Annotated in this window: 23 protein-coding genes; 11 read left to right on the top strand and 12 right to left on the bottom strand. The window is 61.9% G+C overall.

Annotation, left to right across the window (positions count from 1 at the left end):
• Nucleotides 1-4 precede the first annotated feature (4 nt).
• Nucleotides 5-2,719 (top strand): DNA gyrase subunit A, encoded by a 2,715-nt coding sequence (gene gyrA / locus G410_RS0111105; RefSeq protein WP_245559356.1) that lies wholly within the window; start codon nucleotides 5-7, stop codon nucleotides 2,717-2,719.
• Nucleotides 2,720-2,783: 64 nt separating this feature from the next.
• Here gyrA and G410_RS0111100 read toward each other — a convergent pair whose 3' ends face one another.
• Together G410_RS0111100 and G410_RS17165 are read right to left on the bottom strand one after the other, a co-directional pair.
• A complete protein-coding gene (locus tag G410_RS0111100; RefSeq protein WP_022673729.1) occupies nucleotides 2,784-3,449 on the bottom strand; it encodes a lysoplasmalogenase family protein in 666 nt (221 codons plus the stop codon).
• Nucleotides 3,446-4,285: an NAD(P)H-hydrate dehydratase gene (locus G410_RS17165; protein ID WP_022673728.1), complete on the bottom strand. Its 840-nt coding sequence runs from the start codon at nucleotides 4,283-4,285 to the stop codon at nucleotides 3,446-3,448. The genes G410_RS0111100 and G410_RS17165 overlap by 4 nt, the downstream gene beginning before the upstream one ends.
• Before the next feature lie 63 nt (nucleotides 4,286-4,348).
• Between G410_RS17165 and trmFO the strand changes: the two genes are divergently transcribed.
• Nucleotides 4,349-5,677 carry a methylenetetrahydrofolate--tRNA-(uracil(54)-C(5))-methyltransferase (FADH(2)-oxidizing) TrmFO gene (gene trmFO, locus G410_RS0111090; protein WP_022673727.1) on the top strand — a complete coding sequence of 443 codons (1,329 nt, stop codon included), beginning with the start codon at nucleotides 4,349-4,351 and terminating at the stop codon, nucleotides 5,675-5,677.
• Between the two features lie 9 nt (nucleotides 5,678-5,686).
• Here trmFO and G410_RS17160 read toward each other — a convergent pair whose 3' ends face one another.
• Entirely contained in the window at nucleotides 5,687-6,088 is a 402-nt protein-coding gene (locus tag G410_RS17160; protein ID WP_245559355.1) for an EF-hand domain-containing protein, read from the bottom strand.
• Nucleotides 6,089-6,190: 102 nt separating this feature from the next.
• Nucleotides 6,191-6,784 carry a hypothetical protein gene (locus G410_RS17435; RefSeq protein WP_022673726.1) on the bottom strand — a complete coding sequence of 198 codons (594 nt, stop codon included), beginning with the start codon at nucleotides 6,782-6,784 and terminating at the stop codon, nucleotides 6,191-6,193.
• Nucleotides 6,785-6,954: 170 nt separating this feature from the next.
• Between G410_RS17435 and G410_RS0111075 the strand changes: the two genes are divergently transcribed.
• From G410_RS0111075 to G410_RS16435, 3 genes are read left to right on the top strand one after another with little or no spacing between them, the layout of a single operon-like run.
• The gene (locus tag G410_RS0111075) at nucleotides 6,955-8,916 is read left to right on the top strand and encodes a TadE/TadG family type IV pilus assembly protein (protein WP_162604090.1); all 1,962 of its coding nucleotides are present in this window, start codon (nucleotides 6,955-6,957) and stop codon (nucleotides 8,914-8,916) included.
• The gene (locus G410_RS0111070; protein ID WP_022673724.1) at nucleotides 8,913-9,500 is read left to right on the top strand and encodes a TadE/TadG family type IV pilus assembly protein; all 588 of its coding nucleotides are present in this window, start codon (nucleotides 8,913-8,915) and stop codon (nucleotides 9,498-9,500) included. The genes G410_RS0111075 and G410_RS0111070 overlap by 4 nt, the downstream gene beginning before the upstream one ends.
• Nucleotides 9,491-10,237 (top strand): TadE/TadG family type IV pilus assembly protein, encoded by a 747-nt coding sequence (locus G410_RS16435; protein WP_022673723.1) that lies wholly within the window; start codon nucleotides 9,491-9,493, stop codon nucleotides 10,235-10,237. The genes G410_RS0111070 and G410_RS16435 overlap by 10 nt, the downstream gene beginning before the upstream one ends.
• Before the next feature lie 12 nt (nucleotides 10,238-10,249).
• Here the strand turns inward: G410_RS16435 and G410_RS0111060 are convergent, their stop codons facing one another.
• The 3 genes from G410_RS0111060 to G410_RS0111050 all read right to left on the bottom strand — a co-directional run bounded on the left by G410_RS0111060 (nucleotide 10,250) and on the right by G410_RS0111050 (nucleotide 13,262).
• A complete protein-coding gene (locus tag G410_RS0111060) occupies nucleotides 10,250-11,677 on the bottom strand; it encodes a pyruvate dehydrogenase complex E1 component subunit beta (RefSeq protein WP_022673722.1) in 1,428 nt (475 codons plus the stop codon).
• Entirely contained in the window at nucleotides 11,677-12,627 is a 951-nt protein-coding gene (gene pdhA, locus G410_RS0111055; protein WP_245559354.1) for a pyruvate dehydrogenase (acetyl-transferring) E1 component subunit alpha, read from the bottom strand. Before pdhA ends, G410_RS0111060 begins: the two co-directional genes overlap by 1 nt.
• Nucleotides 12,628-12,947: 320 nt before the next feature.
• A complete protein-coding gene (locus tag G410_RS0111050; RefSeq protein WP_022673720.1) occupies nucleotides 12,948-13,262 on the bottom strand; it encodes an FtsB family cell division protein in 315 nt (104 codons plus the stop codon).
• Between the two features lie 226 nt (nucleotides 13,263-13,488).
• Here G410_RS0111050 and G410_RS16430 point away from each other — a divergent pair, with 226 nt between their 5' ends.
• The 6 genes from G410_RS16430 (at nucleotide 13,489) to G410_RS0111020 (ending at nucleotide 16,423) form a co-directional block, all read left to right on the top strand.
• On the top strand, nucleotides 13,489-14,028 hold the full coding sequence (locus G410_RS16430) for a hypothetical protein (RefSeq protein WP_022673719.1): 540 nt from the start codon (nucleotides 13,489-13,491) through the stop codon (nucleotides 14,026-14,028).
• 22 nt (nucleotides 14,029-14,050) lie between these two features.
• Complete coding sequence (locus tag G410_RS0111040) at nucleotides 14,051-14,473, top strand: phage holin family protein (RefSeq protein ID WP_022673718.1); 423 nt, start codon at nucleotides 14,051-14,053, stop codon at nucleotides 14,471-14,473.
• A complete protein-coding gene (locus G410_RS0111035; protein WP_022673717.1) occupies nucleotides 14,473-14,829 on the top strand; it encodes a hypothetical protein in 357 nt (118 codons plus the stop codon). Before G410_RS0111040 ends, G410_RS0111035 begins: the two co-directional genes overlap by 1 nt.
• Nucleotides 14,816-15,307 (top strand): YtxH domain-containing protein, encoded by a 492-nt coding sequence (locus G410_RS17430; RefSeq protein ID WP_022673716.1) that lies wholly within the window; start codon nucleotides 14,816-14,818, stop codon nucleotides 15,305-15,307. Before G410_RS0111035 ends, G410_RS17430 begins: the two co-directional genes overlap by 14 nt.
• A gap of 112 nt (nucleotides 15,308-15,419) precedes the next feature.
• Nucleotides 15,420-15,644 carry a DUF4170 domain-containing protein gene (locus G410_RS0111025; RefSeq protein WP_022673715.1) on the top strand — a complete coding sequence of 75 codons (225 nt, stop codon included), beginning with the start codon at nucleotides 15,420-15,422 and terminating at the stop codon, nucleotides 15,642-15,644.
• A 341-nt stretch (nucleotides 15,645-15,985) separates the two neighbouring features.
• Nucleotides 15,986-16,423 (top strand): DUF7832 domain-containing protein, encoded by a 438-nt coding sequence (locus tag G410_RS0111020; RefSeq protein ID WP_022673714.1) that lies wholly within the window; start codon nucleotides 15,986-15,988, stop codon nucleotides 16,421-16,423.
• Between the two features lie 137 nt (nucleotides 16,424-16,560).
• On the opposite strand, the gene G410_RS0111015 is transcribed toward G410_RS0111020, so the two are convergent.
• The 5 genes from G410_RS0111015 to carA form a co-directional block, all read right to left on the bottom strand.
• Nucleotides 16,561-17,202, bottom strand: a complete 642-nt coding sequence (locus tag G410_RS0111015; RefSeq protein ID WP_022673713.1) for a rhomboid family intramembrane serine protease — start codon at nucleotides 17,200-17,202, stop codon at nucleotides 16,561-16,563.
• Nucleotides 17,203-17,227: 25 nt separating this feature from the next.
• Entirely contained in the window at nucleotides 17,228-17,704 is a 477-nt protein-coding gene (greA, locus tag G410_RS0111010) for a transcription elongation factor GreA (RefSeq protein ID WP_022673712.1), read from the bottom strand.
• Between the two features lie 91 nt (nucleotides 17,705-17,795).
• Nucleotides 17,796-21,149: a carbamoyl-phosphate synthase large subunit gene (carB, locus tag G410_RS0111005; RefSeq protein ID WP_022673711.1), complete on the bottom strand. Its 3,354-nt coding sequence runs from the start codon at nucleotides 21,147-21,149 to the stop codon at nucleotides 17,796-17,798.
• Nucleotides 21,149-21,802 (bottom strand): hypothetical protein, encoded by a 654-nt coding sequence (locus G410_RS0111000; protein WP_022673710.1) that lies wholly within the window; start codon nucleotides 21,800-21,802, stop codon nucleotides 21,149-21,151. Before G410_RS0111000 ends, carB begins: the two co-directional genes overlap by 1 nt.
• On the bottom strand, nucleotides 21,799-22,962 hold the full coding sequence (gene carA, locus G410_RS0110995; RefSeq protein ID WP_028971369.1) for a glutamine-hydrolyzing carbamoyl-phosphate synthase small subunit: 1,164 nt from the start codon (nucleotides 22,960-22,962) through the stop codon (nucleotides 21,799-21,801). The genes G410_RS0111000 and carA overlap by 4 nt, the downstream gene beginning before the upstream one ends.
• Nucleotides 22,963-22,988: the final 26 nt, after the last annotated feature.

Here is a 22,988-nt window from a genome sequence, read left to right as displayed (position 1 = left end):
CGAGATGCGCACCAGTTATCTCGATTATGCGATGTCGGTCATCGTCAGCCGCGCGCTGCCCGATGTGCGCGACGGGCTGAAGCCGGTCCACCGCCGCATTCTCTATGCCAGCCAGGAAGGCGGCTTCGTGGCCGGGCGGCCCTATCGCAAATCGGCCAAGATCGTCGGCGACGTGATGGGCAATTATCACCCGCATGGCGACAGCGCGATCTACGATGCGTTGGCGCGGATGACGCAGGACTGGTCGATGCGCGTGCCGCTGGTCGATGGCCAGGGCAATTTTGGATCGATGGACCCCGATCCGCCGGCCTCCATGCGCTATACCGAGGCGCGGCTGGCCAAGGTGGCCAATTCGCTCCTGGCCGATCTGGACAAGAACACGGTCGATTTCACGCCGAACTATGACGGCAGCCGGGAAGAGCCGCATGTGCTGCCCGCGCGCTTCCCCAATCTGCTGGTCAATGGTGCGGGCGGTATCGCCGTCGGCATGGCGACCAATATTCCGCCGCATAATCTGGGCGAGGTGATCGCCGCGGCGCTGGCCTATATAGATAATCCCGGCATCGAGCTGGACGAGCTGATCGAGATCATTCCCGGCCCCGATTTCCCGACCGCGCCGATCATCCTCGGCAAGGGCGGCGCGCGGCTGGCCTATACCGAAGGGCGCGGCTCGATCATGATGCGCGCCCGGCATGAGCTGGAGGAAACGCGCGGCGACCGCCGGTCGATCGTGCTCACCTCCATTCCCTTCCAGGTCGGCAAAAACGGGCTGGTCGAAAAGATCGCCGAAGCCGCCAAGGATCGCCGGATCGAGAATGTCTCAGACATTCGCGACGAATCCAGCCGCAAGGGCGTGCGGATCGTCATCGATCTGAAGCGCGATGCCACGCCCGAAGTGGTGCTGAACCAGCTGTGGCGGCACACGCCCGCGCAATCCAGCTTCCCGGCCAACATGCTCGCCATTCGCGGCGGACGGCCCGAAACGCTGGACCTGCGTGAGATTATCGAAGCCTTTGTGAAGTTCCGCGAGGAAGTTATTACAAGGCGGACGAAATTCGAGCTGAACAAGGCGCGCGAACGGGCGCATCTTTTGCTCGGCCTGGTCATCGCGGTCACCAATCTGGACGAGGTTGTGCGGATCATCCGCGGGTCCTCCAGCCCGGCTGCCGCCCGCGCCGCCCTGTTGGCGCGCGAGTGGCCGGTGGCCGAAATCGCCAGCTATATCGCGTTGGTCGAAGCCGTGGAGCATGAACAGGGCAGCGAAATCTATCAGCTGTCCGAAAAGCAGGTCCGCGCCATTCTCGATCTGCGGCTCCATCGCCTCACCGCGCTTGGCCGGGATGAAATTGGCGATGAATTGCAGGTGCTTGCAGACAAGATCGAAGAGTTTCTCGCCATTCTGGCAGACCGCCGCAAACTCTATGCGGTGATGCGCGAGGAACTGGAAGCGATCCGCGACGAATTCGCCACGCCGCGGCTCAGCGAGATCGCGCCTAGCTGGGAAGGTCTGGACGACGAAGACCTGATGGAGCGCGAGGAGATGGTCGTGACCGTCACCCTTGGCGGCTATATCAAGCGCACCGCTTTGGCCTCCTTCCGTTCGCAAAAACGCGGCGGCAAGGGCCGCGCCGGCATGGCGACCAAGGATGAGGATGCCGTCACAGAACTGTTCGTCACCTCCACCCATACGCCGGTGCTGTTCTTCTCGAACAAGGGGCAGGTATATCGACTAAAGGTCTGGAAACTGCCGGAAGGCGGGCCGCAGACGCGCGGTCGCCCGATGGTCAATCTGCTGCCGCTGAGCGATGGCGAAATCATCACCAATGTGCTGCCCTTGCCCGAAGACGAAGGCGAATGGGGCAATCTGCATATCGTCTTCGCCACGGCGCGCGGCATGGTGCGGCGCAACAGCATGGATGCGTTCACCAATGTGCCGTCCAACGGCAAGATCGCCATGCGCTTCGAGGATGGCAGTGAGGATCGCCTGATCGGTGTGCGTCTGCTGACCGAAGAACATGACGTGTTTCTGGCGAGCCGCGAGGGCAAGGCCATCCGCTTTTCCGCCACCGATGTGCGCGAATTCCAGAGCCGCACCGCCACCGGCGTGCGCGGCATGAACCTGGCCGATGGCGACGAGCTGGTGTCCATGGCCACGCTGCGCACGGACGATACGACATCGGAAGACCGCGATGCCTATCTGCGCGCCGCGCCGTGGAAGGAAAATGATGCCGAATCCACCCTGCCGCAGGATCGGATGGACCATCTGTCGGATACCGAAGAGTTCATCATGACGGTCTGCGCCAATGGCTATGGCAAGATTTCCAGCGCCTATGATTATCGGCAGATCGGGCGCGGCGGCAAAGGCCTGATCAATATCGATAACATCGCGCGCAATGGCGATGTCGTCGCCAGTTTCCCCGTGGTCGCCGGGCAGCAGCTTATGCTGGTGACCAATCAGGCCAAGATGATCCGCCTGGGCCTCACCACCATGCGCGTGATCGGGCGCAACTCCGCCGGTGTGCGCCTGTTCGATGTAGCCAAGGGCGAGCATGTCGTCGGTGCCGCGCGCATCGACGAGGATGAAGAGCCGGAAAATGCCGCCGAGGAAGCGGTGGCGGAAGATATCGCCGCCGGCGATCCCAAGGCCGTTCATCTGGACGACGGCACGGGCCCGGATACGATCAGCGAGACGGTGGACGAAGATCCCGACCAGAACTGATCAAGCGTGCTGACCGGTCGGCGACGGTGCCCAGTGCACCCCGCGCCGGCCGGTCAGTAACCTTCTATACCCTGCCCGAAGCCTCGGCGCGCGAGCGCTGGACGATGCCGGTCGCCATCATGAAAACACCGACATAGTAAAGCGGCCAGACAAGCCAGCCAGCGATATTGTCCGAAAGCAGCCCGCCTTCCCGCGCCAGCAGGATCAGGTCTGACGCCAGGAATAGGATGGCGCCGACGCCGGTGCGATAGCGCGGAAAGCGGCTGCACCAGGCGCTGGCACTCATCAGCGACACGAAGAAAATATATAGCAACAGGCCCGGTCGATCGGCCGCCATTGGCGCCAGAAACCATCCGATGGTGAGCGCGGCCAGCGGAAGAACGATGGCGAGCGCCATTTGGCTCGGTTCGGCGGGGCGGCGGCGGTTGCGCCAGAAATAGGCCAGCGCGGCGATATGGCCGCAGATGAACAGGAAAGCGCCCCACACCAGATCGATCTCCAGCGCCACGTCCGCCAGCGCATAGAGCGTGAACATGGCGGCAAGCAGCCAGCGCGCATCGAGGACGCGCCAGCGCAGCAGATAGGGCAGCAGAAGCCCGACGCCTGCGCCCTTCCACAGGATCGCGAAGACACCCAACGTCGCGCTGCGCTCTACAAGCACATAGGTGATGCCGAAAAACAGGCTCGCCAGCAGCCAAGGGCGTGCATGCGCCAGATCCCGGTCGCTCATGATTCACGGTCCTCCGTCAGGGCCTGCAGCGTTGCGAGCAGCCATGCCGGCAGGTCATCGGCGGTCAGGCCCACGCCGCCCCGGCGGCCCGCATCCCCATGCAGCCAGGCACCCATGGCGGCGGCATCGAAAGGCGATGCGCCCTGGCTGAGCAGGCCGGTGATAATCCCGGTCAGCACATCCCCTGCCCCGGCCGTGGCCAGCCATGGCGTCGCGTGACGGCTGACCGCGTGTTGGCCGTCCGGACTGGCGATATGAGTCTGCGCGCCTTTTAGCAGCACGACAGCCCCGGCCATGGCGGCAGCCTGGCAAACGGCGGCCTGTCGATCCTTCAGATCGACGTCCGGGAACAACCGCGCGAACTCCCCGGCATGTGGCGTCATGACGCAGCGCCGGTGCATCCGTGCGAATAGCGTGGTCTGCGCGCCATCGGCAAATGACGTCATGGCATCGGCGTCGAGCACCAGCGGAAATCCCTTGTCGAGCACCGTCAGCACCTTGTGGCGGGTGGTATCTCCCACGCCGAGCCCCGGCCCCATCGCGACCGCGCCGGTGCGTTGGTCCATGACGTCATAAACGCCGTCGTCCTGGTGCAGCATGATGGCGGTGAGATGCGCGGCGTGCTCATCCAAGGCGGCGCCATCGCCAATGACGGTAACGAGCCCCGCCCCTGTGCGCAGGCAGGCCTGCGCGGCTAGACGCGCCGCACCGGTGCGGTGGCGAGGGCCGGAAAAAATGAAGGCATGACCGCGATCATATTTATGCCCATCGGCGGCAGGTGCGGTCAGGCGCGGCGCGAGGACCGTGCCATCCGGGGCATAACGGGGCTGAAACATAAATGGCGCTCCTTTTGCCAGCGATCATTGTCGCATCGGCCAAGGCTTTGCTAGAGCCGGGGCATGACTCATCAAGTGCATATCATTGGCGGCGGCCTCGCCGGATCGGAAGCAGCATGGCAATTGGCGGAGGCCGGCATCAAGGTGCGCCTCTCCGAAATGCGCGGTGGCGGCGACATGACGCCGGCGCATCAGACCGAGGGGCTGGCCGAACTGGTCTGCTCCAACAGCTTTCGTTCCGACGATGACAGCGCCAATGCGGTCGGCCTGCTGCATCACGAGATGCGCGGGCTGAACTCGCTCATCATGCGCGCCGCTGCAGAGGCAAAGGTGCCCGCCGGTTCGGCCTTGGCCGTGGACCGAGACATTTTCTCCGCTACCGTCTCCAAGGCGTTGGAAAGCCATGCCAATATCGAGATCGTACGCGAGCGGATCGATCAGTTGCCGAGCGAAGGCCTCACGATCGTTTCCACCGGCCCGCTGACCGCGGCGAGCCTTGCGCAAAGCATTCTGTCGCGCACCGGGCAGGACAGCCTGGCCTTTTTCGATGCCATTGCCCCCATCGTCTATCATGAGACCGTCGATTTCGACATCGCCTGGTATCAGAGCCGCTGGGACAAGGGCGATGGCAAGGACTATATCAACTGCCCAATGGACAAGGCGCAATATGATGCGTTCGTTCAGGGTCTGATCGACGGCGAAAAGGCCGATTTCAAGGACTGGGAAAAGGACACGCCCTATTTCGAGGGCTGTATGCCGATTGAGGTGATGGCGGAACGCGGGCCGGAAACGCTGCGCTTCGGGCCGATGAAACCGGTCGGCCTGGACGATCCGCGCACCGGCCGCTGGCCGCATGCGGTGGTGCAGTTGCGTCAGGACAACAAGCTCGGCACCATCTGGAACATGGTCGGCTTTCAGACCAAGTTGAAACATGGCGCGCAGGTGGAATTGTTCCGCACCATCCCCGGTCTGGAAAAGGCCGAGTTCGCGCGGCTTGGCGGGCTGCATCGCAACACCTTCATCCATTCGCCGGAACTGCTGGACCATCAGCTGCGCCTGAAATCCGCGCCGCATATCCGCTTTGCCGGGCAGATCACGGGCTGCGAGGGTTATGTGGAAAGCAGTGCGGTCGGCCTGGCCTGCGGGCTGATGACCGCGGCGGAACTGAGCGGCCGCGCGTTTACGCCCCCGCCGGTTACGACTGCGCTGGGTGCATTGCTCAGCCATATTACCGGCGACGGCGAACGGGCGGACTATCAGCCGATGAACGTCAATTTTGGCCTCTTTCCACCGCCGGAGGGCAAGGTGAAGAAAAAGGAACGCAAGCTCTTCTATACCGAGCGGGCCAAGCGCGACATGGCCGACTGGATGCGCCCCGTCATCGCCGCCTGAGCGCCTGCCTCAACAGCGGCACTTCGCCTTGGCTTTGCGCTTGGGCGCGGTGGTGGCGAATTCCTGCCGCGTCAGCAGCCCGTTCCGGTCCGCATCGGCTCCGGCGAATTTCTGGCTGGTCGCTACCGCCCATTCCTCGAAAGACAACAGGTTGTTTCCGTCGACATCGAGCTTGCGAAAGGCAGCCGTTCGGCTGCCCATCAGTTCGACCCGGCTGATCAGCTCGTCCCGGTCCCGGTCATAGCGATTGAAGCGCACTTCCTCGCGGGACGCTTTCGGGGCTTCTGGCGGTGTGGGCGGCGCAGGGCCGCGCATATCCGCCAGATTTCCCGCATCCGGTAGCGCAGCCATCGGTTCCTGCCGTGGCGGGGGCGGCGCATAGGGTACGGCTTCCTCCTGCTGCGCGCGGATCTGCCATCAGAGCAGCCCGGCCCCCATCAAGAGCAGCGTGCCCAAAATTCCGGCGAAAAAACGGCGCATCCTGTGTCCCCCCGCCGCGCATGATGCCAGCGCCTAGCGGCCCGTCAAGCCATGCCAGCTCAGTCGCAGCCCCGCCGCCCGGCCATTGGCCTGGCCAGCAAGCGCCAGCAGCGACAGCGGACGCAGGCGGCGCGGCCATTGGCGCAGGTGCTTGCTCTCCAGGCTGGGGGACCTGGTCGCCGAAATGGCCATGTCCGGCCTATCGGCCATCGCCCAGCTTACCGCCGCCGTCTCGAACGCGGCATAGCTGCCCGGCCCTGAAAAGGCGCGGAACAGTCCCTCGCCCCGCGCCCTGGCGAATTCCGTTACGTCATCGGGGGACAGCAGGCGCACCTCCCAGCCATCCACCAGTTGCAGCATGGCGCCACGCAAATTCCATGCAACGCTGCTTTCAAGCGCCATGATCGTGGCAATCAGCGGTTCGCCGCTCGGCGGGGTGTCGGCGGTCAGCACGTCGCGCCACCAGGCCAGGCGGATCTGCCCCAGCATCGGCTCGCTGCTCTGGGTCGCAATCTTGTCGAGCCGCCGGTCGAACTCCAGCAGCATCGCCAGCAAGGGGCGGTCCTGCGGCAGGGCGGCGGTCATGGCGAGATCGAGCCAGGGCGGGTCGGGCGGCATCGCGGTCATGCCCGCGCTTCTAGCGCTGTTCGGGCGATCATGCAGGCCTAAATATCCCGCTAAGGCCGATCCTTACCGGACATTAACCATGAGCATTGAGCGGTCCTGCACCATTCCCGGCTACATCCTGCGGAATAATCGACCGGAATTTCGGCATCAGGAACGCCCGCTTCATGCGCATGACCAGCAAAACCGCGAACAAGACAGGCTTTCTGGCCCGCCTGCGCCGCGATGAGCGGGGCAACACGCTTGCGATCGTGGCGGGGGCGCTGGTTCCGCTGATCGGCATCATCGGCGGCGGCGTGGACATCAGCCGAGCCTATCTGGTGAAAGCGCGGCTGCAGCAGGCCTGCGACGCCGGGGTACTGGCGGGCAGGAAGGCGGTCGGCAAGGGCAAGTTCGATACCGCAGCGCAGCAGCAGGCCAAGCGTTTCTTCGACGCCAATTTCGAAACCGGCCTGCAGAAATCGACCGGCCTTACCTTCACGCCCACCTCACCCGACAATGGCAGGACCGTCAAAGGCCAGGCCAGCGCCACCCTGCCGACGATCCTGATGCACATCTTTGGCAAGAAGGCCATGAGCCTGGCTGTCTCCTGCGAGGCGAGCTACGATATCAGCAGCGTGGACATCACGCTGGTGCTCGACACCACGGGATCGATGAGAGACCCTACTCCGGGCAGTACGATTTCCAAAATGGATGCGCTGCGGAACGCCGCGGGTGGCTTCTACGATACCATGGCCGCAGCAGCCTATGGATCGTCACGCATCCGCTATGCTTTTGTCCCTTACACCGGCACCGTGAATGTCGGGAAACTGATCCGCGGTGTGAACCCCGATTATCTGGACAAAACCCATAGCTATGAAACGCGCGTGGCCAATTTTTCGAAGAAAAATGGTACGACGATCATCGGCTATGAACCGCCGGTTCCTGTCTCGCAAAATCCGCAAGTGCGGAACCAAGTTGATGGCAATTGGGGTTCACCCTATGCGACCAGCAGCGGGTTTGGATGCGCATCAGCACCCAGCGACAATGGTTGGACGAACAATGGCGGGCCCGTCACCACTACGTCAACCACGTCGGACGCAAGTGGCCGAAGCACTCTGACGTCGACTGTTCAGAAACAGACGCAGCAATATGAATATAAAAGAGAAGTTTCAGGTTTTTTCTATGTAAGCTGTGCCTATTATCGCCGCACCAATACGCGCGAGATTGTGTCCAGCACGGGTACGTTTGAACGCGCAATCTATGAGCAGGTTGACGACCAGTTCCAGAACTGGACCTATAAGCGGACTGAATTGCCCAATTTGAGCGGCTATATTGCCGGCAATGCTACGCCCTTCAAGGACGGCAGTTCGGGCGCGACGGTATCCTATAGCTGGGCGGGATGTATCGAAGAACGCGACACGGTCGCTAGCGACAATGTACGCTTTGATGGAGGCCGGGTGTCTCCGACCGGCATGAAAGACCTCGATATCGACGGCATACCGGCCAATTCCGAAGACGGATGGAAACCATATATTCCCGAAATCAGTCAACATCGGACTTATAACGGATATTATACCAGAGACCCGCAGACGACCAATAATTCGCCATCCAGCTGGAAGTCACAGACGAGCTGCCCGCAGGAAGCGCGCTTGTTGCAGCCTTATCCGAACAAATCTGACTTCACCGCCTATTTGAACACCCTCAACCCGGACGGCGGCACTTACCATGATATCGGCATGATCTGGGGCGCACGGCTAAGTTCACCTGACGGTATTTTTGCAGCTAATGTCGGACTGAACCCTGGCAGCTCATCCATCGTATCGCGGCATATAGTGTTCATGACCGATGGCCAGCTCGATCCCGGCATAACCTATTACAGCGCTTACGGGCTAGAATATTGGGACAGACGCATAACGAATGACGGTTCGTCCAACCAGGCCCAACGGCATCGTGACCGCTTCCTTGCTGCCTGCAATGCTGCCAAGGCCAAGGGCATTCGCGTCTGGGTAATCGCATTTGCCACCGCGCTGGACACTAGCATGACCGACTGCGCGAGCCCGAATAGCAGCTACCTGTCACTCAACGCCAATGATCTGAACAACGCCTTCGTCAGCATTGCTCAATCGATCTCCGATCTCAGGCTGACGCAATGACGGGCAGGTGGATCCATGTGCACCGGGATGAACGCGGTACCACCGTGCTGGAATTTGCCATCATTCTCCCGGCATTCATGCTCCTGCTGCTGGGCTGTTTCGACATCGGCTACCAGGTGTATCTGACCGCGCTGCTCAATGGTGAAATCCAGAAATCGGCGCGCGACGCCACCCTGGAAACGAAGAGCCTTGCTGCTCTTGATGAAGCGGTAAAGACGCAGATCCGTCAGCTCGCCCCCACGGCGAACATCGCGGTCACCCGTGTGGCCTATCAGGGCTATAAGGACATCGGCCGGGCCGAAACCTTTTCGGACGGCAACGCCAATGGCAAATGCGACAATAACGAGCCTTATACCGACGAAAATGGCAACGGCACATGGGACCGCGATCTGGGCAAGCAGGGCAATGGCGGCGCGCGCGACGTCGTAAAATACAACATCGCCGTCACCTACAAGGCGCTGTTTCCCATGTGGAAATTTCTCGGGTCCTCCGAATATCGCACGCTGAATTCCACCATGGTGCTGAAAAACCAGCCTTATAGCGATCAAACCAAATTTTCGCCGGTGAACCGAACATGCGCCTGAACCGACTGTCGTTGTTGGCGCGGCCTGCTGTGGCGAGTGCGGACCGGATCGCCCGAAAGCGATCGCCGCTGCGCACATTCCTGCGCCATCTGCACCGGAACCAGTCCGGTCTGGCCTTGACCGAATTCGCATTCAGCCTGCCGATATTCATCGGGCTGGGCATGTATGGCACCGAAATTTCCTATCTCGCCGTCGTCAACATGCAGATGAGCCAGGCGGCCATCAATCTGGCCGATAACGCCTCGCGCATCGGTCAGGCGAGCAGCAGCATCATTTCACCCACCATCAAGGAAAGCGACATCCTGAATGTCTTTGCCGGCACCAAGCTGCAGGGCGACCGGTGGAAGTTGTTCGAAAATGGCCGCGTCATCATATCCAGCCTGGAACGCAATACCCTGGGCGGGCAATGGATTCGCTGGCAGCGTTGCAAGGGCAAGGGGCGATACAATTCTGCCTATGGCCCGCAGCTCACCGGGGCCACGAGCACACCGCTTTCGCCCACCTTCCGCGGCATGGGCCCCACCGGCCGGGAGCTAACCGCATCGAGCGGAACCGCCGTGATGTATGTGGAGCTCTATTATAAATATGAAGGCCTGTTCGGCGATCTTTTCATCAAGAACAGAATGCTGCGGCAGGAAGCGGCACATAATATTCGCGACGACCGCAATCTGACGCTGGGCATCGTGGATGATTCCGGTGGTCAGGCGGCGACTTGCGATAAATATGACGCCACCTGACCGGACCGGGCATCAGTCCCGGTAACAGACCTTTTTCACCGCCGTCACGATGCGCTCTGCATCGATGAGCGTGGCCTCTTCCAGATTGGCCGCATAAGGCATCGGCACGTCCACATTGGTCACGCGCATGACCGGGGCGTCGAGATCGTCGAAACCCTCTTCCATGCAGATCGCCACGATCTCGGATGAGATGGAGCAGGTCGGCCAGCCTTCTTCGGCCACGACCATGCGATTGGTCTTCTTCAGGCTCTTGAGCACCGCGGCCTTGTCCAGCGGACGCAGCGTGCGCAGATCGATAACCTCGGCGTCGATGCCCTCGCCCGCCAATGTTTCCGCCGCTTCCAGCGCCAGGCCGACACCGATCGAATAGCTGACGATGGTAACGTCGCTGCCCTCACGCATGATCCGCGCCCTGCCAATCGGCAGGACATGATCGTCCAGCTTGGGCACCTCGAAATTGCGGCCGTAGAGCAGCTCGTTTTCCAGGAACACCACCGGATCTTCGGTGCGAATGGCAGCTTTCAGCAGGCCCTTGGCATCGGCGGCATCGTAGGGTGCGATGACGATGAGGCCGGGTACACTGGCATACCATGGCCCATAATTCTGGCTGTGCTGCGCGCCCACGCGGCTGGCCGCGCCATTGGGGCCGCGGAACACGACCGGGCAACGCATCTGGCCGCCAGACATATAGTTGGTTTTGGCCGCCGAATTCACGATATGGTCGATCGCCTGCATGGCGAAGTTGAACGTCATGAATTCCACGATCGGGCGCAGACCGCCCATCGCGGCGCCAGTACCGATGCCGGCAAAGCCATATTCGGTAATCGGCGTATCGATGACGCGCTTGTCGCCAAATTCGTCGAGCAGACCCTGGGTCACCTTGTAGGCGCCCTGATATTGCGCGACTTCCTCACCCATCACGAACACGCGGTCGTCGGACCGCATTTCTTCCGCCATCGCATCGCGCAAGGCTTCGCGCAGGGTCAACGTCTCGAATGCGGTGCCTTCGGGAATTTCCGGATCGGCCAGCGTCTCGCTGTCGCCTGCATCGGCCATGTCCTTGGTGGCGCTCTTGCCGGGCCGCTCATGACGATCCTCGTCGGAGCCGCCATCCTTTGCTTGGTCCTTCTCCTCGGGCTCGGCCTTGGCCTCGCTCTTGGGCGCACCGCCGCCGGATGCGACCGCGTCGACATCCTCGCCTTCCTCGGCCAGCAGCGCAATCACCGCGCCCACCTTCACCTCGTCGGTGCCTTCGTCGACCAGGATCTTGGCGATCGTGCCCTCGTCCACCGCCTCGAATTCCATCGTCGCCTTGTCGGTCTCGATCTCGGCCATGATGTCGCCGGAGGACACGGTATCGCCGACCTTGACCAGCCATTTGGCCAAGGTGCCCTCTTCCATGGTCGGCGAGAGCGCAGGCATTTTCAGTTCAATTGCCATCAGTAAGATTCCACCAGCACGTCGGTATGCAGTTCATCGAGATCGGGCTCGGGCGAGCTTTCGGCAAAGTCCGCCGCATCGCTGACGATGCCCCGGATCTCCTTGTCGATCTTCTTCAGATCGTCCTCGCTATGTCCGTCCGCTATCATTTTGGCCTTGAGCCGCTCGATCGGATCGGACTTCTCGCGCATTTCCTGCACCTCTTCCCGGCTGCGATATTTGGCCGGATCGGACATGGAATGACCGCGATAGCGATAGGTTTTCAGCTCCAGAATGATGGGGCCGTTGCCGCCGCGCACATGCTCCAGCGCCAGCTCGGCGGCTCCGCGCGTGGCGAGCACGTCCATGCCATCCACCTGGATGCCGGGAATGCGGAAGGACTGGCCGCGCCGAAACATCTGGTCTTCGGCGGAGGATCGGTTCACGCTCGTGCCCATGGCATATTGGTTGTTCTCGATCGCAAAGATGATCGGCAGCTTCCACAGCTCGGCCATGTTGAAAGCTTCGTACACCTGACCCTGGTTTGCCGCGCCGTCGCCGAAATAGGCCAGACACGCGCCGCCATCGCCGCGATATTTATGCGCAAAGGCGAGGCCGGAGCCGAGCGGCACCTGCGCGCCGACGATGCCATGCCCGCCATAAAAGCGATGCTCGACCGAGAACATGTGCATGGAGCCGCCCTTGCCCTTCGAGATGCCGGCCTGGCGCCCCGTCAGCTCGGCCATGATGACCTTGGGATCCAGCCCGTATGCGAGCATATGGCCATGGTCGCGATAGCCGGTGATCACGCTGTCCAGATCGCCATTCAGGGCGGATTGCAGGCCAACGGCTACGGCCTCCTGACCGATATACAAATGGCAGAATCCGCCGATGAGACCGAGACCGTAAAGCTGGCCGGCCTTTTCCTCGAACCGGCGAATGAGCAGCATCTGCCGGTAGAATTCCAGCATCTCGTCTTCGCTGGCATCATATAATTCCGGCTTGCCCGGCGCATCGTCCGTCACCTGCGTATGGCCGTGCAGACGGTCGCTCGATGGCGCGCTGCCTTTATCGTCCTGACCAGCAGTCTTGCCGCTGGGCGCCGCCTGGTTTTTCTGAGGAGTTTTTGCCATGTTTGTCCTTCTGGGGCAGAGCGCGCGAGCGCTTTACTTTCCCTGCCTTCCGTAACGAAAACCGCGCGTCGCGCAACCGGATACGGCCTGCATGCGCGGCATTTTTATTCCAAAGCGGGTGTCATGTCGCTTTGCCGGAAAGCGCGCCACGCGCCCCGTCACTGGTCCAGCGGGACGATGATTTCATCGGGCGCCGCCACCCCCAGTTCCTTGCGCATCAGTTCCCCGGCAAGATCGGGATCCACCCGGTCGCCATCGAGCAGCCGGGCACGGTTGCGAAGGGCATCGCGCTCCTCCTGCAATTTGCTCAATTCCACCTGCCGTTCGGCCAGCCCTGCCTTGTAATCCGTCCAGGCCAATATGCCGGTGGGGCCAAGCATCGCATAGGCCGCAATCGCCAGCAGCGCCATCAGCGCCAGCCCGGGGCTGAGCGCGGACAGGAACAGGGACAGGATTTTCGGGCGGCGAACCATGGGCCATGTGCATCACACTTGCCCGGCATTGGCAAGCCGTAAGCAGCGCCGTGCGCAGGCGTTCGCCGGAAAATGCGCATCGAACGAAAAGCGCCGCCCCCACCAGGCCAGCCTAATCGGATCGCAAACGGAACAAAGCGGCCCGTGCCTTCGTTCGCTCCATAACCCATACCATGTGGACGGCCGATCAACAGGCCTGTCCGCACCACTGAAAGGATAATGACTTATGGCGAACGAGAACAGCGACGGTTCCGCCCGTACGGCCCGCGTGGTCGAGGCTGCCGGCACCACCACCGCCACCCCGGCGACCGCCGCGGGATCCGCAAGCGGCACGACGACCGGTTCGGCCGGCAGCGACAGCACGACGGACAAGGCGAAAGCCGCCGCATCGGACGCCAAGAGCGCGGTGAAGGACCAAGCGCTCGGGCTGAAAGACAAGGCGCTCGGTTCCGCAAAGACGGCGGCGGCGGATGGCAAGGCCAAGGCGGTTGAAACCGTCGGCGGCATTTCCAAGGCGATCGAGGCCAGCGCCGCGCAGCTCGATGAAAATGTCGGCAAATCCTATGGCGATCTGGCGCGCAGCGCTGCCAGCACCATCGATGGGTTCGCCTCCACGCTCGATGGCAAGGATGTCGAGGAACTGCTGGACGACGCCAAGGCGTTCATCCGCAACAGCCCGGCCATTGCCATCGGTCTGGCGGCAGCGGCCGGTTTTGCCGCATCGCGCGTGATCAAGTCCGGTCTCGATCTCGACGACAATATTTGAGCGGCGGTTCGGGGGCGATTCTATGACCGATATCGCAGGTAGCGATCATTACAGAAAAGGGCCGGTGGTGGATGATCTTCCCCCACCGGTCGGTGAAACGATCCATAGCAATGTGGAGCGGATCATGGCCGATGCCAAAGGACTGGTGGCCGCGGAACGGGCGTACTGGAAGGCGCGGATCAAATATTCGCGGTCTCTGGCCAAGCAGACGGCGCTCCTCTTCGGGGCGGCGATTGCGCTGGCGGCGTCCGCCTTTACGGCGCTGATCCTGGGCTTGCTGCTGGTGCTTTCCGTGTCGATGGGGCCCATGGGAGCGACCATCGTCGTTTTTGCCTCCACGCTCGTGCTGGCGGCTGCGCTGGCCTGGCTGGCGCTACGCAAGGCACGCAAGCTGACCTTTTCAACGCCAGATCCCAGCAACCCCCTTCCGGCGGAGCAGCTTTGATGAGTTCACGTTCCAAGGTTGCCGAGCTGGATATTGCGCGCAAGGCCATGCGTGCGGGCCTGAAGCGCGATATTGCGCTCGCCAAGCAGGAGATCACGCCGGGGGCGCTGATCGGACAGGTCAAGGAGCGGACCAAGGGCAAGGTCGAACGCAAGGCGCGCGACGCCCAGCGGCTTGCGCTCGATAACCGCCAGTCTCTGGCCCTTGGTGGCCTGGCGGCGGTGGCCACCACCCTGCTCGCTTATGCCACGCGGCGCTGGAAACGGCGCAGACAGTTCGATCTGTCGCACACCGTCCCGGCCAACCCGCGTCCCTTTACAGTAATTTCGATGGAGAATGATGATGACCGACCATAATGACAGCGAGGGCCGCGTGCGGCATGCCGCACATTCCGTTAAGGAAAGCGCCAAAGGTGCCTATGACAGCAGCCGCGATGCGGTGAAACATGGTGCACAGAGCACCCGCACCAAGGCGCGTCAGCTGGGCGGCAAGACCAGCGAACAGGTTCAGAAGAACCCGCTGGCGGTCCTCTTCGGCGGCCTGGCGATCGGCGCGGTATTGGGGGCCTTGCTGCCACGTACGGCACGCGAGACTGAAGTTCTCGGCAAGACCGGGCGCGATTTGAAGGCGCGCGCTACCAGCGCGGTACAGGCCGCCAAGGAAGCCGGAAGCCAGCAGATCGATGAACTCGGCCTCAATGGCGATGCGGTGAAGAACCAGTTCAAGTCGCTGGTCGACAAGGCTGGCGGTGCTGCAAAGACGGCTGGCATGGCCGCCGCGCAGGGCGCCAAGCATCCCGAACAGTCGGCCACAACCAATGTCGACCAGGCTTAACCCAGCCCGGTCAGTGGTCGGTTCGTTCCGGCGAACCGACAAGGACAGTTGATAAGGCAAGGCCGCGCTGGTAACGGCGCGGCCTTATCACATCCAGCAGGACGGACCTTTCATGGCCAAGCTACATCTCGTGTTCGGCGGCAAGGTTGCCGATCCTCGCCACCTTGAATTTGTCGATACGAGCGCTCTCGATATCGTCGGCATCTATCCCAATTATGAAGACGCCGAAGAAGCCTGGCGCTCCTCGGCGCAGCGCACGGTGGACGACGCCGAAATGCGCTATGTGGTGGTCCATCTGCACAAGCTGCTCGAGCCCGGCGATCCCACCAACCCCTGAGGCGAAACCGCCTGCTGCTGTTGCCAGGCTTGGCTGAGGACCGATCGGTTCGTGGCGCGATGTTATTGCGGCTATGCCATGGGCATCGGGACATGCTTGCCGGGTTGTGCGCACGGAGCTGCAAGACGTTACGTTCAGACGCCCCAGTCCCCTCGCCTCCTGATGATGGCGCCGACGCTGGCCAGTAAGTGCTTTTCTGCCGGTCACATCCATCGGATATTCTTGAATAGCAGGGCAAACGCCAGAAGCGGTCCAAGCGATCTGCCGCTACAGGCACCAACATCCGCCAGTCCGCTAACGACTTCATTGCGGAGACTTGGGATGGCTGCGAAGGTCCACAAATGAAGTATGATGATGCGTCATGGCCCTATGGCGGCGATTTTCCACCGGAGTTGCCAACCGAAGCGGGTGCTACGCATATCGCTATGTTCGTTGCATGGGCCGCGCTGAACGGTTTGGCCGGTGACTTTCATATGAGAGACGCAGCGAACGAATTCGCGATGCTTGAGAGCCGCGATCTTACGCCCACCGAGTGGTTCATTCGTGTTTACGATGAAAAGTTTACGACAGAAGACCTGACCGACGAGGGTAATGCGTTCGCGAGGATATATTATGGTAGCGGAGAAGGATTGCACAGCAACCCCCGCTCCTATCTCGATGACTATTCCACAATGTTCTCGGAGGCTGAATCGCTCTACGGCGTCAAAGACAGCTGGGCGTCTTTCGATAGACTTTCCGCCAAGCTCAGTGCCCGCTTAGAGGCTTGGCGCAATATCTGAAGCTGACTGTCCGCCATCCACCCCAATTTGCGTCATCAACATCGTTTCGCACTGGTCGCGTAAGCTGACTTTCCAAAGGAGCAACGCAGGACTGCGACCAATCCGGGTTTTGCGCCCATCAGGTCTGGATGGCAGCGTCAGGCGCCGCGATAGCGCCAGATCAGCAATGGGCGGGACAGGATGAGCCCGATCAGGAAGCCGCCGATATGCGCGGCCACGGCGATCTGCATGCCGCCACCGCCAAAGGCAAAGGCCATCATCAGATTGAGGCCTATCCACAGCAGCAGCAGCTGGAGGCCGCGTGCCAGTTCGGCGGGCAGTGGCCCTACCGGCTTGGGCCGGTTCTGCGCGAACAACACCATATAGCCGGCAATGATCGCGGCGATCGCCCCGCTTGCACCCAGCACCGGGTTCAGGGACGATGGCGACCACAGGATCTCGGCCACACCGCCCGCGATCGCGCCCAGCAGATAGACCAGGCCCATCAGCTTCCAGCCCAGTGCCAGTTCGACGAACCGCCCGCAGAAAAACAGGATCAGGACGTTGAACAGCAAATGGGTGAATTCGACATGCAGAAAAGCATGCGTGAGGAGCGTTGCGGCCGGCGGCAGCCAGAAGCCATAAGCCTCCGCCCCCACCAGCGCGCCATCGAACCGCGCCGGGATCAGCGCACCCTGCACAATGCCAATTTGTTGCCATCCGCCCAGCCACAACAGCAGGAAGACAGCCACATTGATCCCGACGAGAATATTCGTCAGCGGACCTTTGGGCATGTTCATGAAACGGGCTCTGCCCCGGACAAACTCAGATGAATTCGATTTTCTGGACGAGGTAATATTTGTCGCCGGACGGCACGGTGACTTCCACTTCCTCGTCGACCTTCTTGCCGATCAGCGCACGGCCCAGCGGGCTGGAATAGCTGAGCTTGCCCTTCTTGGCATCGGCTTCCGCCTCGCCAACGATCTGATAGGTAATCGGCTTGTCGTTCTCATCCAGCAAAGTGATGGTCGATCCGAAGACCACCTTGTCGCCCGACAGATCGGCAGGATCGATCACCTGCGCGCGGCTGAGCTTGTCCTCGATATCGGAGATCGTCGCCTCGACCTGGCCCTGCCGCTCCTTGGCGGCATGATATTCGGCATTTTCGGAGAGATCGCCATGGGCACGCGCTTCCTCGATCGCATCGACGATCAGCGGGCGCTCTTCCTTGAGCAATTTCAACTGGGCGCGGAGCATCTCCATGCCCTCGGCCAGCATCGGCATTTTCTCGAACGTCGCCATTGCGGCATCCCTCTTCGTCAAACAGAAACTGGTCCCCTAACGGCTGGCCAGGGCCAACCGTCCGCAGTTCGTAGTAATTTGGGGAAAGGTCTTACTGCGACTGTGAATAATAGTCCTGAAGCGACCGAACTTCAAGGCTGTGCGCGGTGAGCGCCCCGATTGCCTGAATTGCGGCCACGCCAGCCGCCGCCGTGGTGTAGCTCGCCACATTCTGGCGCAGTGCGGAGGCCCGGATGCTGGCGCTGTCTTTAAGCGATTGCCAGCCCTCGGTGGTGTTGAAGATCAGCGCGACATCGCCATCCTTGATGCGGTCCACGATATGCGGGCGCCCCTCGGCCACTTTGTTGACGCGCTCCACCGCCAGCCCCGCGTCCTGCAGATAGGTGGCGGTGCCGCCGGTCGCGATCACCTTGAACCCCATGGCCAGCGCATCGCGCACGGCGGGCAGGATGACGGGCTTGTCGCTGTCTTTCACGGACACGAACAGGCAGCCGGACAAGGGCAGCTTCATGCCGGCGCCGATCTGGGACTTGGCAAAGGCGGTCGGGAAATCGGCATCGATTCCCATCACTTCGCCGGTGGACTTCATTTCCGGACTGAGCACCGGATCGACGCCGGGGAAGCGCGCGAAGGGGAACACGGCCTCCTTCACCGCGACATGCGCGATGTCGAGATCGATCGGCGGCAGATCGGCCAGCATTTCGCCCGCCATCACGCGCGCGGCGATTTTGGCGATGGGCGTGCCGATGGCCTTGGCGACGAAGGGCACCGTGCGACTGGCGCGCGGATTGACCTCGATCAGATAGATCTCGCCATCCTTCACCGCGAACTGCACGTTCATCAGGCCGCGCACCTTCAGGCCGAAGGCCAGCGCCTCGGTCTGGCGCTTGATCTCATCGATGATGGCGGGCGGCAGGCTGTGCGGCGGCAGCGAGCAGGCGCTGTCGCCCGAATGCACGCCGGCTTCCTCGATATGCTCCAGCACGCCGGCGACGACCACCTGCACGCCGTCGCAAATCGCGTCGACATCCACTTCGGTCGCATCGCGCAGATACTGGTCGATCAGCACGGGGCTGTCGCCCGACACCTGCACGGCGGTGGCGATATAGTTTTCCAGCTGCTGCGGGCTGTCGACGATCTCCATCGCGCGGCCCCCCAGCACATAGCTGGGCCGCAGCAACACCGGGTAGCCGATGCGCTCTGCCCCGGCGAGGGCCTCTTCCAGGCTGCGGGCGATGCCGTTTTCCGGCTGCTTGAGCTTGAGCTTGCGCACGATCTTGGCAAAACGCTCGCGGTCCTCGGCCAGATCGATGGCATCGGGATCGGTGCCCAGGATCGGGATGCCCGCATCCTCCAGCGCCTTGGCCAGGCCCAGCGGGGTCTGCCCGCCAAACTGCACGATCACGCCCTTCAGCGTACCGTTGGTCTTCTCGATCGACAGGACTTCGAGCACGTCTTCTGCGGTCAGCGGTTCGAAATAGAGCCGGTCGGACGTGTCATAATCCGTGCTCACCGTTTCCGGATTGCAGTTGATCATGATGGTCTCATAGCCCGCCTCTTCCAGCGCGAAGCAGGCGTGGCAGCAGCAATAATCGAACTCGATCCCCTGCCCGATCCGGTTCGGCCCGCCGCCCAGGATCACGATCTTTTCGCGGTCGGACGGCATCGCCTCATTCTCGGCCTCGCCAAAGGTCGGCGTTTCATAGGTCGAATACATATAGGGCGTGGTGGCGTCGAACTCGCCGGCGCAGCTGTCGATGCGCTTGTAGACCGGGCGCACGCCCAGCTTGTGGCGCAGCGCGCAGACTTCCGCCTCGTTGGTGGCACCGGCCATCGCCTGGATGACCGATCCGATCAGCCCGCGTGACTGGGCGACCGCGCGGCCGGAGCCATGCGCGACATGCACCGAATCCACCGCCAGATTGGCCAGCCGCGCGTCCGAGAAACCCATGGCTTTCAGGCGGCGCAGGCCGGGCGCGTCGATCGGCAGGCCATTGGCCTCGATCTCCGCCTCGGCCGCGATGATCGCCTCGATCTGGCGCAGAAACCAGGGATCGTAAAAGGTGATCGCGTGGATATCCTCCACCGAAAAGCCTTCGCGCATCGCCTGCGCCACCACCAGGATGCGCTCGGGCGTGGGCTTGGACAGCGCCTCGGTGATCCGCTCCCGGCTCATGCCCTGCAGCTCGCGCACGCGGTTGAAGCCGTCGAGCCCGGTTTCCAGGCCGCGCAGCGCCTTCTGCATGCTTTCCGCAAAGCAGCGTCCGATAGCCATCACCTCGCCGACCGACTTCATGGCGGTGGACAGATTGTTGTCCGCGCCCTTGAACTTTTCAAAGGCGAAGCGCGGGATCTTGGTGACCACATAATCGATGGTCGGCTCGAAACTCGCAGGCATCGCGCCGCCGGTGATGTCGTTGGCAATCTCGTCCAGCGTATAGCCGACCGCCAGCTTGGCCGCGACCTTGGCGATGGGAAAGCCCGTCGCCTTGGATGCCAGCGCGGACGAACGCGACACGCGCGGGTTCATCTCGATCACGACCAGCCGGCCATCCTTGGGATTGACTGCGAACTGTACGTTCGAACCGCCTGTTTCCACGCCGATTTCGCGCAGCACCGCGATGCTGGCGTTGCGCATGATCTGATATTCCCTGTCGGTCAGCGTCAGCGCCGGCGCGACGGTGATGCTGTCCCCTGTGTGGACGCCCATCGGGTCCACATTTTCGATCGAGCAGATGATGATGCAATTGTCGTTCTTGTCGCGCACCACCTCCATCTCATATTCTTTCCAGCCGAGCACCGATTCCTCGATCAGCACTTCGGTGGTGGGGCTGGCATACAGCCCGCCGCGCACGATCTCCTCGAACTCCTCGCGGTTATAGGCGATGCCGCCGCCGGTGCCGCCCATGGTGAAGCTGGGGCGGATGATCGATGGCAGGCCGGTATGCTCGACGGCGGCCAGCGCCTCTTCCATCGTATGCACGGTGGCCGAGCGCGGGCTCTGCAGGCCGATCTTGTCCATCGCCTCGCGGAAACGCTGGCGGTTTTCCGCCTTGTCGATCGCGTCTGCCCTGGCGCCGATCAGCTCGACGCCATATTTCTCCAGCGTGCCGTCCGCGTCGAGCGCCAGCGCGCAGTTGAGCGCGGTCTGCCCGCCCATGGTCGGCAGCACGGCCAGCACGTCGTCCGGGCGCTCGGTGCGCTCCTTGGCGATGATCTTGGCGACCATTTCTGGCGTCACCGGCTCGATATAGGTGGCGTCCGCCATGTCCGGATCGGTCATGATCGTGGCGGGGTTGGAGTTGACGAGGACGATGCGATAGCCCTCCTCGCGCAGCGCCTTGATGGCCTGCGTGCCCGAATAATCGAACTCGCACGCCTGCCCGATGATGATGGGGCCTGCGCCGATGACGAGGACGGTGTTTATGTCAGTGCGTTTGGGCATTATGAAATTCCGCCCTGCTTAGCAGCGTGATAAAAAGCTTTCAGTGCCTCCATAAGAAGAGGTCCTTTGACTAAACTAAATGATGTCTTCAAGGCAACTTCGGCACGCTCTACAGCCATGATGATGCCTATTTTGAACTGCGTTTGATTTAATTCGAAGGCGTTCCAAAGACTTCTAGCCGCTTCCAAACCAGCGATTAACGAGTTTTTTTGGTCTGCTCCAACACCATTGGTTTGAACGTTCTTAACCGTTTCTATCGCATTCTCTAATCCTTCGGCGATATCATCATAATCGGGCTGGTTATGGTCCAGAGTAACTAGGCGATCTACTGCCGGCACTTCGCGCGAGTCTCTGTGGCTCTTCAATATACTTGATTTGAAGTCTTCAACAGATGGCAACTCCTCAGACGCTCGAAGCCCTTCATCTGACAACGTGTAGTTCAAAGCGGAGTGTTCGTCGTACTGGTCAATTAACACGAAGTTTTCATCGGCTAAGACCCTTAAAAGCCTTTGAACATATCCCGCGCCGATCAAGTCTTTCACATGCGCGTGGATATCCTCTGATCGAAACGTCTCATACTCGGCATGATAAACTAGATTCTCATACGTAGCTGTCAAAACGAGCTGCCGTGCATCTTGGAAACTAATTTTCACGCCAACCCCCCCACAAACTTCTCAAACAGGTAAAAGCTGTCCTGCGGCCCCGGGCTCGCCTCGGGATGATATTGCACGCCGAACACGCGCCCACCCCTCGCCTCCAGTCCGCAATTGGTGCCGTCGAACAGGCTGACATGGGTCTGGGTGACGCCGTCCGGCAGCGTGTCGCCGTCCACCGCAAAACCGTGGTTCATGCTGGTGATTTCCACCACGCCATCTTCCAGGCGCTTGACCGGATGGTTCGCGCCGCGATGCCCCTGAAACATTTTCGCGGTCTTCGCGCCCAGCGCCAGGCCGAGCAGCTGATGGCCCAGACAGATGCCGAAGATCGGCATGTCGCGTTCCAGCAGTTCCTGGATCACCGGCACGGCATGCGCGCCGGTCGCTGCGGGATCGCCCGGTCCGTTGGACAGGAACACGCCGTCCGGCTCCAGCGCCACGATATCGTCCAGCGTGGCGCGCGCGGACACCACGGTCACGCGGGCACCGGCCTGAACGAGGTTGCGGAAGATGTTGCTCTTGGCGCCATAATCGATGGCAACGACATGGGGCTGCTGCCCCTCGCCCGCCTTGCCGAAGCCTTGCCCCAGTTCCCACGTGCCGCCGCGGTCCCACAAATGGGTTTCCTCGCCGGTCACCTCGGACGCCAGGTCCTGGCCTTCCAGCCCGGTCCACTCGGCCAACGCATCGCGCAGCGCGTCCCGGTCGAACATGCCGCTGGCGCTATGGGCGATCACCGCGCCGGGCGCGCCTTCGCGGCGGATCAGCCGGGTGAGCGCGCGCGTGTCGATGCCGGACAGGCCGATCAGGCCCTCGGCCGCCATCCACGCATCGAAGCGCGCCTGCTCGCGGAAATTGCTGGGCGCGGTCACATCCTCGCGCACCAGACAGCCGAGCGCATGGGCGCGGTCCGCCTCCTGATCTTCCTCGTTCGCGCCGACATTGCCGATATGCGGGAAGGTAAAATTGATGATCTGCCCGGCATAGCTGGGATCGGTCATCACTTCCTGATAGCCGGTCATGGCGGTGTTGAAGCACAGCTCGCCCACGCGCATGCCCTCTGCGCCGAAGCCTTTGCCCCAGATCGCGCGGCCATTGGACAGCAACAGCAGGCCCGTGGCGCCGGGCGGTGCATCGGGAATGCCGGTGTCGGACATGGCGAAAATCATCCCTTGTTTGGGTT

The sequence above is a fragment of the Novosphingopyxis baekryungensis DSM 16222 genome (assembly GCF_000420305.1).
Classification (GTDB): Bacteria; Pseudomonadota; Alphaproteobacteria; order Sphingomonadales; family Sphingomonadaceae; genus Novosphingopyxis; species Novosphingopyxis baekryungensis.
This window is presented reverse-complemented; position numbering and strand designations above follow the sequence as displayed.